Origin of the sequence: Paenibacillus sp. AR247, assembly GCF_002968895.1 — a bacterium.
GTDB classification, from domain to species: Bacteria; Bacillota; Bacilli; order Paenibacillales; family Paenibacillaceae; genus Paenibacillus_AQ; species Paenibacillus_AQ favisporus.
Genome location: NZ_PCZT01000012.1, coordinates 99,919 through 113,438 on the forward strand (window position 1 = coordinate 99,919; position 13,520 = coordinate 113,438).

Consider the following 13,520-nt stretch of genomic DNA (forward strand, 5'->3'; position numbering starts at 1 on the left):
GGACCGCTTTGATTTCCGGTCGATCGACCTCACCGGGGTGCGGATCGACCTGGAGCAGGCGGTCGGCGTAGCCCGGGCCTACGGCGCCAAGGTGGACTAGGACCATGGCCGAGACTGCCGCCGATGGCCGCTCCGCCTTAGAACCGCCTGTACATGCCGACCGATGCCGGCGCCGTCTCCTCGAAGCCGAACTGCCGGTACAGCCGGTCGGCCGGCACATCGGCGATCAGGCTGACATAGGCGGTGGACGGAGCGTTATGGTCCAGGTAGCCGGTGATTTCGGCCATGATCCGCTTGCCCAGGCCCTGGCCTTGATGATCGGGATCAACGGCGATGTCCACGACGTGGTACATGCAGCCGCCGTCCCCGATGACTCGGCCCATGCCGATCAGTTTCCCTTCCAGGCGGAGGGTCACGATGAAGAGGGAGCCCTGAAGTCCCCTGCGGGAGGCTTCGATGTCCTTGGGACTGAGGCCGGCCTTTACCCGCAGCTTGTTATACTCCTCGGCTTCCGGGATATTGTGTTCAAGCTGAATGTGTGAATTCATCATCTCACTCCTTTGCTCCCAAGTATATCTGAAGCTATGAAAGGCGTCACGGCTCAACAGGTAAGCACGACCTGGCTTGCAACGCGATGCTCGCAACCGCCAAGCCACGCAGCGGGATGCTGTTTCCCCATCAAGCTTGAACGCTACCGCAGCATCATGGTGCCGCCGTCAACCATGATGGTTTGCCCGGTAATAAATTTGGCGTCCCTGCTTAGCAGGAAGCAGACGACCCGGCCGACGTCGTGTTCGCAGTCGCCAAGCCGCCGCAAAGGGATGTTGTTGACCATTTTCTCGTAAGCTTCGGGCATCTTCTCTTTCCATTCCAGCACGCCTTCGGAGGCTGCAATCGGGCAGACGATGTTGACATTGATCTGATCCGGCCCCCATTCCTTAGCTGCCACGCGGGAAATGCCGCGCAGGGCTTCCTTGGCGGCTGCGTAGGAGGTTTGCGTGGGCATGCCTTCGAGCGCCGCTCCGGACGCAAAGTTCACGATCGAGCCCTGCGTTTCTTTTAAATAGGGGTAGCTCCATTTCATCAGATGAAAAGCGGGCAGAAAACCTGTGTGCAGCGCCAGTCTGAGCTCTTCTTCAGTCGTATCCAGAAAGGGCACGTTCCTTGAAGCCTGCGCGCAGTTCACCAATCCGTGGAGCGTTTTGAACCTTCCGATAACCTGCTTGAAGCCTTGAGCGACCTCATCTTTATCGAGCAGGTTGACTTTCACAAACATGCATTCCGCTCTTTCGCTAACCTCCTTCTCCGTGATGCGTCCCTTTTCTTCGCTGCTGTCGAAAAAGGCGACCCTGGCGCCCTCTTTGGCGAGAGCCATAACGACCCCCCTGCCGATACCCGCGGCGCCCCCATTGACGAGAATCGTATGATCCGCTAATTTCATGGTTTGATCAGCCTCCTGATGTTGGGTTTGTTTGCGTTCGATCGCTCTATCCGAAGCGCTGTAATGATTTTTACGTCCGACTGTGGTCCCAGATATTCCTTATGTTTAAGGATGATGTCGCCCGTACTATAATGACTGTATGACGTTGGAACAGATCCGCCATTGATGCAGCAATCCCCGTTACACGCATCCGCCAATAACACAGACCGTATTACTATGTTCCTTCCCGAGGATAATTACACCATGGACCCGATGATCCGTCCTTTTCCCTTATGGGTGGGTGAAAAAGAAGGCTGAGCCCTTTTTGCCGTATTCCACTAACAATGATACAATCATTTATACAAACACAAAGAGAGAGGCGAAGTGATCATGACAGCAAACGATCGCATGCTGGTGTTCGTCGGTTCATATGCCGAAGCGGCATCCGACGGAATCTACGTATACGAATTGAATGAAGGGAAAGGCGAGCTGACGCTGCTCGACAAGGTGGACGGCAACAAAAATCCGACGTTCCTGAACGTGGATCAGGCGGGAAACCTGCTGTACGCGATCAGTGAAACTGCAGCCGAAGATGGAACGAAGACGAGCGACGCCGCAGCTTATACGATCGATCCGGAAACAGGCAAGCTGACCGAAGCCAGCCGGGCGTACGCACTGAACGGTCCGGCATGCCACATTCAGCGGAGCGCAAACAGCAAATATTTGACGCTGACAAGCTATCATAAAGGCACGATCAGCCTGGTGGAGCTTGCCGCCGGCGGCAAGGTGGGAAGCGTGCTGGACATCCAGCAGCATGTCGGACAAGGCGACTACAGCGGAGTGGCTCCGCATCTGCATTCCTCGTTCTACAGCCCGGATCAGCGCTTTTTGCTCGCGTGTGACCTTGGTCTGGATCTCATCCGTACATACCGGATCGACGAAGCCGAAGGCAAGCTCGTGCCTGTGAGCGACGCCCGGGTGGAGAAAGGCGCCGGACCGCGCCATCTGACTTTTCATCCGAACGGAAAATTCGCGTATGTGATCAATGAATTGAATTCGACGGTTACGGCCTTTCAATACGATGCGGAACACGGAACGCTCGAGACGCTGGAAACCGTGCCGACGCTGCCTGCCGAGTGGACGGGGGCTAACGGCTGCGCGGAAATTACGATTTCTGCCGACGGCCGGTTCCTGTACGGCTCAAACCGCGGTCACGACAGCATTGTCGTCTACGCGGTCGATCCGGAATCAGGCAAGCTGACAACGGTGCAGCACGTGTCGACGGAAGGCCAACACCCGCGCCATTTTTCCATCGTTCCCGGCGGTAAGCATGTGATCGCGGCTAACCGGGATACGAATAACCTGACGCTCTTCACCGTAGACCAGAAGACCGGCAAATTAACGTATACAGGCCATTCGGTAGAAGTGTCCAAGCCGGTCTGCGTGTGGGCCGTCCGCTTCTAAATCCATATTCCCCTGAAGGTCCGGCGGGCTTTCGATGCCCGGCTGATCAAGGATCTTTACGAATCCAGGCACCGGATGCACGATCCGGACTCATCAATCGGGGAAACGGATGGTACAATAGAGATAGCCAGTAAGAAAGGATGGATGCGTGTGGAAGAGACCATGGAAGAATCCGTCAAGCACGAGTCTTGCGGAACAGGCGAACGGAAGAGCCACCATTCCCCCAAAACGAAAAACAACCTGATCAGCCGCTTGAACCGGATCGAGGGGCAGATCCGCGGCATTAAAGGCTTAATCGAAAAGGATACGTACTGCGACGACGTGCTGAACCAGATTTCGTCGGTCCAATCCGCTTTGAACGGGGTCAGCAAGCTGCTGCTTGAGCATCATATGAAGAGCTGCCTGATCGAACGCATTCAGGACGGGGAGAATGAAGTAATAGACGAGCTGCTCATAACGATCAATAAATTGATGAAATAATCGAATACAGCTCGGATGACCTAAGGATTCGAAAGAATCCTTTTTTTGTAGGCAAAAATATAGATTAGGGGGGGATAGTAAAATAATGGTTGACTTATTATAGGGTAGGGGGGTATACTACGTGACAAGGAGATGGTGATCAATAATTCGGCCTCTTGCCCAATACCATCTTTCAACAATAACGATCCGAGGAGAGATGATATATGAACCAAGTTACATTACAAGTCAACGGCATGTCCTGCATGCACTGCGTCAATTCCATCGAAGGCGCGATGAAGGCGCTGGGTGCGGACGGCAATGTCAACTTGGCCGACGGGTCAGTCACGGTCGCGTATGACAGCGGAAAGCTGTCGCTTCAATCCATTAAGGAAGCCATTGAAGATCATGGCTATGAGGTTGCCTAACGAATAAATGAAACGGGGTGTTGTTGCAATGGAAACATACGGTAGGGAGCAGGAGCAGCTGAAGCAGCAGGAGCAAGCGTCTTTGCAGATCACTGGCATGACTTGTGCCGCACGTGCCAACCGGATTGAGAAGGGGCTGAAAAAGCTGGATGGCGTGTCTGAGGCCAACGTGAATTTTGCGATGGAGCGAGCCACGGTTGCGTATGATCCGGAACGGACCAGCACGGATCATATGGAGGAGGCCGTCAAGAAGCTGGGGTACGATACGGCCAAAGAAGTAGTCGATCTGGATATTACCGGGATGTACTGCGCGGCTTGTGCGGTCAAAATTGAAAAAACGCTCAACAAGATGCCTGGGGTAAAGAGCGCCAACGTCAATTTTGCGATGGAGACGGCCAGAGTGGAATTTAACCCGCTGGAAGTCAACGCGGGCGACATGGAGAAGCGGATCGACAAGCTGGGATACAAGGCGACTCCCAAGCGGGAACAGACCGCCGATCCGGCAGAGCAGCGCAGCCGGGTAATCACGCAGCAGAAGCGCAAGCTGCTGATCTCCGCTCTCCTGTCTCTGCCGCTGCTGTGGTCCATGGTCAGCCACTTCTCCTTCCTGTCCTGGATCTGGATGCCGGAGCTGTTCATGAACCCTTGGTTCCAGCTCGCAATCGCCACCCCGGTGCAGTTTTATATCGGAAGGCAGTTCTATAAAGGGGCGTTCAACGCCCTCGCAACAAAAGCGCCAACATGGACGTTCTGGTCAGCTTGGGCACGTCGGCAGCCTACTTTTACAGCCTCTATTTAACCATCGAGTGGGCTGCCGGAGGCGGAAGCCTTCATCACGGCCCAGAAATGTATTATGAAACAAGCGCCGTGCTGATCACACTGGTCATTATGGGTAAGCTGTTCGAGCTGCTTGCGAAAGGACGGACGTCCGAAGCGATCAAAACGCTGATGGGGCTGCAGGCGAAGAACGCCGTCGTCATCAGAAACGGCGAAGAGCTCACCGTTCCGGTCGAAGAGGTTCTGGTCGGGGACATCGTCCTTGTGAAGCCGGGCGAAAAAATACCGGTGGACGGACTCGTGCTCGAAGGGGCGTCGGCAGTCAACGAATCGATGCTGACCGGCGAGAGCATACCGGTTGAGAAAAAGGCCGGGGATTCCGTATTCGGGGCGACCGTCAACAAAAATGGACGGCTCAAAATTCAGGCGACGAAGGTCGGCCGGGAAACGGCCCTCGCGCAAATTATCAAAGTGGTGGAGGAAGCGCAGGGCTCGAAGGCGCCGATCCAGCGGGTAGCCGACGTCATCTCCGGCATCTTCGTCCCGATCGTGGTCGGTATTGCCCTCCTGACGTTCGTCGTCTGGTACTTCTGGGTTGCCCCGTACGACTTTGCCAGTGCGCTGGAGAAGGCGATTGCGGTTCTGGTTATCGCCTGCCCATGTGCCCTCGGACTCGCGACACCGACGTCGATCATGGCCGGTTCGGGCCGCGCCGCCGAGCTGGGCGTCCTGTTTAAGGGCGGCGAGTATCTGGAGTCGACGCACCGCATCAATACGGTCATCCTGGACAAAACGGGCACGGTCACGAAAGGGAAGCCGGAGCTGACCGATGTGCTCACTGCATCAATGGATGAGCGAGAGTTTCTGCGGTTGGCCGGCTCGGCGGAGAAGTCTTCGGAGCATCCGCTCGCTGAGGCCATCGTAGACGGCATCAAGGCCCGCGGCATTACGCTTACCGAAGCCGGGGAATTCGAGGCGATCCCGGGTTACGGTATCCGGGCCGTCGTGGACGGCCGTGAGGTGCTCGCCGGAACCCGCAAGCTGATGGAGAAGCATGGCATCCTTGCCCAGGATGCCGAGAGCAGCATGACGAAGCTGGAGGAAGAGGGCAAAACGGCGATGCTCGTCGCAGTAGACGGCCGGTACACCGGACTGATCGCCGTTGCGGATACGATCAAGGAAAGCTCCAAGGCGGCAGTCGGCCGGTTGAAAGGCTTAGGCATTCAAGTGGTCATGATCACTGGGGACAATGAACGCACCGCCCAAGCGATCGCCCGGCAGGCGGGCATTGACGAGGTGCTTGCGGAGGTTCTGCCGGAAGGGAAAGCCGCCGAAGTCAAAAAGCTGCAGTCGCTTGGCAAAAAAGTGGCGATGGTCGGCGACGGCATCAACGATGCCCCAGCCTTGGCGCAAGCCGACATTGGCATGGCCATCGGAACAGGGACGGACGTCGCCATGGAAGCGGCGGACGTGACGCTGATGCGCGTGAACGTCAGCTGGACGTACGCAGATGGCCAAGCGCCGGAAGCCGGCGTGGATACGAAGATCACCATGGCATTTACGCATGACGGCAAGGCGATTGAATCCTTCGAAACGACGCATGAACAAAAAGAGCATCTCATTATCGTCAGCAAAGATCTTTCATACTTTCACCATATTCATCCGGAGTACCAGGGCGGCGGCGTGTTTGAAGTGAATAACCGCTTCCCCGCAGGCGGAGATTACAAGCTGATCGCCGACTTTGTTCCGGAAGGCGGAGGCGCGATGAATAAATCGGCGTGGCTTCAGGTGAAGGGTGCACCGCTGCCGGCTGTTCCCGTGAAGCCGGACGGAGAGCGGGTCAAAACGGTGGACGGACTGCGGGTGACCCTGGATTTTGACCGACTTGCGGCAGGGCAGGAGCTGATGCTCACGTATACGATCGAGGATGCCGAGACCGGCGCACCGGTCACCGACCTGCAGCCGTACCTGGGCGCTGTCGGACACGTGGTCATCCTGTCCGAAGATGCGGAGCAGTACCTGCACGTCCATCCGATGGATGAAAAAGGCTCCGGGCCAAAGGCCGAGTTTATGACGACCTTTCCGCACGCCGGCATCTATAAAATATGGGGGCAGTTCCAGCGCGACGGACGTGTCATTACCGTTCCCTTTGTCGTGAACGTGCCGTAATCTGCTGCCGGCTGTCACCAGGTACCAGGTATATTCATCGAAGCGATAAGGAGTGAGGAAGGTTGGGTCAGCGCAAATTTGCGGTTACCCCCGGCTTCGGGGTCGGGGGACCGTGTTCTCCCCGAAACAGCTAGCAGCGATCGGCGGCATTGCCGACAGAGTCGTCGACGTGGAAATGACCGGCTTCAAACAGCTGTACGTGACGGCAGAAGAAGAACGTCTGGCAGATGTTCAGGAGGAACTCAGGGCCGCCGGGCTTCAAATTCACCCGGCGGGTTTTGTGACCAAGAGCCTGATCGCTTGCCAATTTTGCCGCGGAGCGGAAGAGGCCGGTTTGGATGTGGCGAGAGCTCTGGATCTGGCGATCGCGGGCATAGCGGTACCGAGTCCGCTGAGGATCGGGTACGCCGGCTGCGCACTCGGAACCAGCGAACCGCTGCTGAAGGATATCGCCGTCGTCAAGATGAAAGACAGCTACGATCTCTATGTCGGAGGTGAGCCGAAAGGGATCAAGGCTGAATTGGCCAAGCTGCTCTTGACGGGGCTTCAGGCGGAACAGCTGATTCCGGCCGTTACCCGGCTCATTGCCCAGTTTCAGGAGCATGGAAAAAGGAAGGAGTCCTACCGCCGCTTTGTCCAGCGGTTTACCCTCGAGAAGCTGCGCGAAGCCGCAGAGGGCGCCGCCGGGGAAACATCCTCGCAAGCAAGGCAGGCCTAAAGCGGCAGCATTTTCTTTTATACGTACAGGCACAGATGGGCCTTCGCCCACATAGAATGAACAGACCGCAGCCTAACAGCAGGAAGCAGCAGCCATGTTTTCGCGGTGCCCAGTCATTCAGCAGGAGGTGTCATCTTTGCCCGGACTTTTCAGCTTTATCGCCCTTTTCATTAAAGAATTAACGCTACTGGTATCGTACGTCAAAAACAACGCCTTTCCGCAGCCGCTGACAGAGAAAGAGGAAAGTAAGTACCTTCAATTGATGGCGGAAGGAGACGCCCACGCCCGCAATATGCTGATCGAGCATAATCTGCGGCTGGTGGCGCACATAGTGAAAAAATTCGATAATACCGGCGAGGATCTGGAGGATCTGATCTCGATCGGTACCATCGGGCTCATCAAAGCTATTGAGAGCTTTCAGGCAAATAAAGGCACGAAGCTGGCCACGTTCGCAGCCCGCTGCATCGAAAATGAAATCCTGATGCATTTGCGTTCCTTGAAGAAAACGAGGAAAGACGTTTCCCTGCACGATCCGATCGGAACGGATAAAGAGGGAAATGAAATCACGTTGATTGATATTTTGGGCAGTGAGGCGGACGACGTGGCCGACATGGTCCAGCTCAAGATCGAGAAGAGCAAAATCTACCGGAACCTGGACATTCTCGATGAGCGCGAGCAGGAGGTCATCAAAGGCCGCTTCGGCCTGGAGCACGGCGGTGAAGAACGGACGCAGCGCGAAATCGCCAGGGAGCTGGGCATCAGCCGCAGCTACGTGTCGCGGATCGAGAAGCGTGCCCTAATGAAGCTGTACCATGAATTTTATAAATCCAAGCAATAGCTTTCAGCGCAGGAAACACCGATGCTTTTGTCTAATTGACATAGGAAGCAGTGAGTTTGAGTAGATAAAGTAATGATTAATAGTCCGAAGGCTCGTGGCGTTTAACGTCACGGGCCTTTTTCTTTTTCTCGCCGATGGTCTTTAATGACTCCCATAATCCAGTATCAAAAAGTATCCTACCTTACAAAAATGATCGGACCATACAAAAAAGTGCGTACTATTCAGGCGTAGTGGAACTTGATAATCTTACATATAGAACGATCGATCCAGATTTCGCCGAGCGGTACGGTCGTTTAAATCACAGGTGAGGTGCGAAGGTATGCAGAAATATTAGCTTACTTTGAAAGATAAGAACGTCACTGTCCATAGAGATAGGAGTAGGAGGGGATTTATATTGACTAGACAACATAAGCTTCTGACTTTGAATTTATTTTTATTGACTTTTGTCCTGGGAACCAGTGAATTTGTGATGGTCGGATTGTTAACCGAAGTGGCCTCGGACATGAAGATCGCCATATCGATCGCAGGCTCCTTGGTGTCAGCCTTTGCCCTGTCTTTTGCCATCGGTACCCCGATCTTCACGGCGTTATTCAGCCGATTCTCCAAGCGCCCGCTCATCCTTGCTTTGATCGGCGTATTTATTATCGGGAATATGATCACGGCGATATCCGGATCCTATGGTTTGCTTCTGTTTTCCAGAGTGATTACCGCCGTGGTTACTGGCGTCCTGATTGCACTTGCAATGGCTGTGGCCAGTGAAGCGCTGCCACCGGAAAAAAGAGGGCCTGTGATCTCGATCATCTTTACGGGCTTCACCGTGGCCAGCGTTCTTGGCGTCCCCCTTGGAACTTTCATCGGGCAATGGGGCGGGTGGCACATGTCTTACTGGTTTACCACACTATTGGGGATTGTTTCACTGATAGCAAGCTTTGCAACGATTCCCAGGGGACTGAAGGGGGCGCGGAGTTCACTCAAAAACCAACTTCGATTATTTACCTATCCCAGAATTGTGCTTGCTTTCTTTATTCCTGCATTTAGCATTGCGGCAACTTATAGCGTCTATACGTATTTAGCTCCTATGCTCCAGGATGTGCTTTTTGTGCCGGCACGGTATATTAGCCTAGTCTTTTTGCTTTATGGTATCGTGTCCATCTTTAGCACTTTAATCGGGGGGAAGCTGGCTGTCGGTGGCGGGATGGGAAAAATTCGCTATATTTTCCTGGCCCAGGCTGTCATTCTCGCGTCGCTTTATGTATCTTCCGGCTCGCTTGCCGGGGGGCTCGTCAGCATCTCATTGATCGCCCTCGCAGTATACCTTATGAACTCGACGATGCAGCTGTATTTCATGTATTGGGCCGATCGGCACGTTCCTGAGGCCAAAGACTTGGCTTCCTCCTTAACTTCCGTATCCATCAATGTCGGGATCGCGATGGGATCCGCTTTGGGAGGTTTCGTCACGAAGAATATGGAGCTCATTGATCTTTCCTGGTCCGGCGGAATGATGGCGTTTTAGCAGCCGTGCTGGCTTGGATCACCTATCGTTTAGATCGTGGAACACGAAGCGTATCTAGAGAGAAAAATGGGCTGCGCACCAATACGAAGGAAGTTCGTGATCAGGTATTATAAGATGAAGAGGTACCCACCCAGGGTACCTCTGTTTTCCACATTCGAAGCGCTGTTTAGGCATGCTTTTGGCTGGTGTAGGATACTTCATCGGGATAACTTTGGATATAGGTAGTGCCAAAATCGCATAACATCGTGAGCATGGGAGCAAATTGTTCGCCCAGCTCGGACAAGCCGTATTCCACTTTTGGTGGCGAAACCGGGTAAACCTTGCGAATAATGAGTCCGTCGTTTTCCAGCATCCGCAGCTGCATCGTAAGCATGCGTTGGGTCGCTTCGGGAAGCAGCCGCTGCAGCTGATTAAACCGTACCGGGCCATTAACTAATTCGTTTAATATGGATATCTTCCATTTACCGCTAACTAAGCTTAGTATAATTTCCGAGGTACAGCGATATGTTTTGTCTCTAAAGGTTATCATCTGTCGACACATCCCCTACAGAAGAATAGAAAAACCATGGGTTTTCCAGTTCAGTCAAATTATAGATCAGTCATTCCATATATTATGTTGAACCATGCCCCTTGTCAAGAACTTCTGGATCGACTAGTACATAAATTAATGAAGGTGGTCGTCAAGAGGTATGGCAAAAATACATTGGAAGTTTTCGCCGAGTGATTTTGTGCAGCGCACATGGATCAGTTGACTTTGCGCTGCGACTATACCTGCCAAATGCTGGACTGGCGGAAGATCGGTTCATACGGCAGCACGATTTTGACCGGCAGCGGGAAGGGATCCCCGGTGATCTGCAGGATCGTTCGCGCGGCCATGACGCCGATCTCAAACGTCGGAATATGAATGGTGGAGAGCGGAGGAACGGTATAGCGTGACGGTTCGTTGTCGTCGAAGCCGACGACGGCGAAGTCCTGGGGCATGCGGTAGCCTTTCTCGGAAATGGCCCGCATGGCGGCCATCGCCATGATGTCACTGGCCGCGAAGACCGCCGTCGGGAGCTTACCCTGATGCTCCTCCAAAAAGGTCAGCATAAGGCGGTAGGCCCGGTCGGGCTCCCATTCGGCATTCAGCACATACTCCGGCTGAACCGGCAAGCCGGCCTGCTCCAGAGCCTGCTTGTACCCCCGGTACCTTTTCTCCCGGTCGAATTGGCCGGACAAGCCTGTACCTCCGATAAACATAATCTCGCGGTGGCCCTGCCCGGTCAAATGCTTGACGGCGATCGACGCCGCTTCGACGCGGTCGTACGAAATGGTCGGGATGCTCGGATCGGAAACGTCGATTCCGACGACATGCGGAACGTGTTTTTTGAGATAGCTGTATAATTTGGGCTCAATGCCCTCGATCACGATTAAACCGTCGATTGAATCTTTGCCGGAGATTTGCTGCAAAATTTCATTTTTTTGCAAATCTTCTTGCGTGTAGGTAAAAGCGATCTGGTATCCGTGACGGGCCAGTTCCTTCTCAATTCCCTCAAAAATAACCGAAAAATAGGGATGGTAGCGCCGTCCCTGCATGGTGGATACGACGCATCCGATTTTTTTGACTGCGGCCTGGTCCTGGGGCGGCACCTTCGCCATGTATCCGAGCTCCTGCGCCGCGTCCCAGATCTTCCGCTTGGTCCCGCTGCTTGAGGATCGGTTCGAATCGTCGGCCAGTACGCGGGAAACGGTCGATATGGAGACGCCGACGCGTTCGGCAATATCTTTTAATGTGGGCATGTCATGACCTGCCTTTAATGTCAGATGAGGATTCTGCAAAACCTGTCTTTTGGATTGCTTACTCTATATGTTAAGTAAAATAAAATCACAGGTCAACTGAAAAACGATAATAATGATGTGCAAATTACAACAAAATTATTGCAAAATTCTTGCAAAAATTGATTGACTAACTTTTTCATCAGAGGTATGATTTTCATGAGATTGAGGTGATATAAGACAAAAAAGTAAAGGGAAAGGGGTTATGTCATTGCGATATTTCAAAAGTTTCTCTGTTTTTGCTCTAATTTGCATGTTATTTTTGCTGATTGGTTGCGCAAAGAATGACGGCTCTGATGCTTCCGCCACCTCTGCCGGTTCAACAGGCAAAACCAAACTTGTGTTTTGGAGTCATCAGGAAGATGCCATTATGAACGCTTATAAAGCGCTGATCGCCAAGTATCAATCCCTGCATCCCGACATTGAGATCGCCTACCAAACTTTCCCTTACGACGTGTACAATCAGAAGCTCAAGGCATCCTTCTCCGCCAAAAACCCGCCCGATATCGCAGAAATGTTCGGTACCTGGGTACCGGAATATTCAAGAAACGGGGCGCTTGTGGAGATCCCGGAGGCCGAGCAGCTGCGGCAGGAGTATTACGAAGCCCCGCTCGGAGGATACACGTTGAACGACAAGCTGTATGGACTGCCGCTCGAATTTAACATCGAAAACGGCGGAATGCTGATTCACCCGCAAATGCTGAAGGATCAGGGCATCGCGACCCCTCCGGCCACATGGGATGAACTGGTCGAAGACGCCAAGAAGCTGACGGTGCGGGATGCGAACGGCATCAAGGTGAAGGGATTCGATTTCGTCTCCAGCGACAACATCACCTTCACGTTCCTTTCCTTGATTCTGCAGCAAAACGGCAAGTATTGGGGAGATAACGACCATGTGAACTTTCAAACCCCTGAAGCACAAAAGGCGATGACCGCCTTAACCTCTTTGATCGCTACCGATAAAGTGGCGGACCTCACCACGTTTGGCGGTGAACTTGACACCTCAGACTACTTCTTTCAAGGCAGCTCGGCGATGACCTACCGGGGTCCATGGACGATTGCTGCAGGGCTGAATACATACAAGGTGAAAGACTTTGAGTATGTGCCCGTTCCTTCCTTTACGACGAATCCGCCTTCTTATGCGGCCGAATCTGGCTGGGGCCTTGTAGCGTCCCAGAAGGGCAAGCATCAGGAAGCGGCCGTCGATTTTATCAAATTCATGTCATCCGACGATAATCTGCTTGAGTGGAACCAGGGCACGTTTACGGTTCCGGCCAAAAAAGCGGTGGCGCAAAATCCCGATTACGTCAAAGCGAATCCTTATATGAAAACATCGCTGGATATTTTGGAGCTGGGTCAGTGGATCGGGCCCATTGCCGACCGGGACTTTTTCTTTAAAACGATCAATGATCATTTCCAATTGATGGCGACCGGCCAGGAATCGGTGGAAAGCGGTCTGCAGCAGATCGAAAAAACCATCAACGACAGTCAGGATCAACATAAATGATCGGAGTGGTGTTCGCATGAAGCATGATGCTGCAGCAAGCAGCAGTCCAGGGATCGTCCCCGGTACCCCGAACCGCAGAGAGGAGAAAGGAAGGGGCCGCTGGTTCATCTATTTATCGCTGGCGCCGATCCTGCTGCTATTCGGTGTATTCGCTTTCATTCCTATTGGATGGAGTTTGGGACTATCGGTATTTAAGTATAATCCGCTCAGCGCAAGCGCGCTGTTCGTCGGGGCGGACAATTATATCCGCATGCTGGGAGATTCCATTTTTATCAAGTCGCTGTGGGTCACCTTTAAGTTCGTCGTCATTGCCGTTGCGGTCAATATCCTTATCACCTTGATGTTTGCCGTCGCGATCCAGCGGATCCGTACGGGTTGGCTGCGGAACCTGATGCGCACCGTCTTTTTTCTG

Annotated in this window: 12 protein-coding genes and 2 pseudogenes; 10 read left to right on the forward strand and 4 right to left on the reverse strand. The window is 53.5% G+C overall.

The annotated features are described in order from the left end of the window. Positions 1–100, forward strand: a pseudogene (locus CPT76_RS40285) (pentapeptide repeat-containing protein); the annotation flags it as partial. 37 nt (positions 101–137) lie between these two features. Here CPT76_RS40285 and CPT76_RS21750 read toward each other — a convergent pair. Together CPT76_RS21750 and CPT76_RS21755 are read right to left on the reverse strand one after the other, a co-directional pair. Next, complete coding sequence (locus CPT76_RS21750) at positions 138–548, reverse strand: GNAT family N-acetyltransferase (RefSeq protein WP_105444451.1); 411 nt, start codon at positions 546–548, stop codon at positions 138–140. Positions 549–691: 143 nt separating this feature from the next. Further along, a complete protein-coding gene (locus CPT76_RS21755; protein WP_105444452.1) occupies positions 692–1,441 on the reverse strand; it encodes an SDR family NAD(P)-dependent oxidoreductase in 750 nt (249 codons plus the stop codon). Between the two features lie 369 nt (positions 1,442–1,810). On the opposite strand from CPT76_RS21755, the gene CPT76_RS21760 reads away from it, so the two are divergent. The 7 genes and pseudogenes from CPT76_RS21760 to CPT76_RS21790 all read left to right on the forward strand — a co-directional run bounded on the left by CPT76_RS21760 (position 1,811) and on the right by CPT76_RS21790 (position 9,783). Further along, positions 1,811–2,884, forward strand: coding sequence for a lactonase family protein (locus CPT76_RS21760; protein ID WP_105444708.1), 1,074 nt, complete (start codon positions 1,811–1,813; stop codon positions 2,882–2,884). 162 nt (positions 2,885–3,046) lie between these two features. Further along, positions 3,047–3,364, forward strand: coding sequence for a metal-sensitive transcriptional regulator (locus CPT76_RS21765; protein WP_089550326.1), 318 nt, complete (start codon positions 3,047–3,049; stop codon positions 3,362–3,364). 203 nt (positions 3,365–3,567) lie between these two features. Further along, complete coding sequence (locus tag CPT76_RS21770; protein WP_105444453.1) at positions 3,568–3,768, forward strand: cation transporter; 201 nt, start codon at positions 3,568–3,570, stop codon at positions 3,766–3,768. A gap of 28 nt (positions 3,769–3,796) precedes the next feature. Continuing rightward, positions 3,797–6,030 (forward strand): annotated as a pseudogene (locus CPT76_RS21775) (heavy metal translocating P-type ATPase); the annotation flags it as partial. A 796-nt stretch (positions 6,031–6,826) separates the two neighbouring features. Next, positions 6,827–7,432 carry an NAD(P)/FAD-dependent oxidoreductase gene (locus CPT76_RS21780; protein WP_258168732.1) on the forward strand — a complete coding sequence of 202 codons (606 nt, stop codon included), beginning with the start codon at positions 6,827–6,829 and terminating at the stop codon, positions 7,430–7,432. A 136-nt stretch (positions 7,433–7,568) separates the two neighbouring features. Further along, complete coding sequence (gene sigK / locus CPT76_RS21785) at positions 7,569–8,270, forward strand: RNA polymerase sporulation sigma factor SigK (protein ID WP_076169711.1); 702 nt, start codon at positions 7,569–7,571, stop codon at positions 8,268–8,270. A 340-nt stretch (positions 8,271–8,610) separates the two neighbouring features. Further along, positions 8,611–9,783: an MFS transporter gene (locus CPT76_RS21790; protein ID WP_258168733.1), complete on the forward strand. Its 1,173-nt coding sequence runs from the start codon at positions 8,611–8,613 to the stop codon at positions 9,781–9,783. A 166-nt stretch (positions 9,784–9,949) separates the two neighbouring features. Here the strand turns inward: CPT76_RS21790 and CPT76_RS21795 are convergent, their stop codons facing one another. Together CPT76_RS21795 and CPT76_RS21800 are read right to left on the reverse strand one after the other, a co-directional pair. Next, positions 9,950–10,312 carry a winged helix-turn-helix transcriptional regulator gene (locus CPT76_RS21795; protein ID WP_105444454.1) on the reverse strand — a complete coding sequence of 121 codons (363 nt, stop codon included), beginning with the start codon at positions 10,310–10,312 and terminating at the stop codon, positions 9,950–9,952. Positions 10,313–10,548: 236 nt separating this feature from the next. Next, positions 10,549–11,565, reverse strand: coding sequence for a LacI family DNA-binding transcriptional regulator (locus CPT76_RS21800; protein WP_089548270.1), 1,017 nt, complete (start codon positions 11,563–11,565; stop codon positions 10,549–10,551). Positions 11,566–11,971: 406 nt separating this feature from the next. Here CPT76_RS21800 and CPT76_RS21805 point away from each other — a divergent pair, with 406 nt between their 5' ends. Both CPT76_RS21805 and CPT76_RS21810 read left to right on the forward strand, forming a co-directional pair. Next, on the forward strand, positions 11,972–13,108 hold the full coding sequence (locus CPT76_RS21805; RefSeq protein WP_105444455.1) for an ABC transporter substrate-binding protein: 1,137 nt from the start codon (positions 11,972–11,974) through the stop codon (positions 13,106–13,108). Between the two features lie 16 nt (positions 13,109–13,124). After that, a partial coding sequence (locus CPT76_RS21810; protein WP_374954705.1) for a carbohydrate ABC transporter permease occupies positions 13,125–13,520 on the forward strand: 396 nt, incomplete at its 3' end.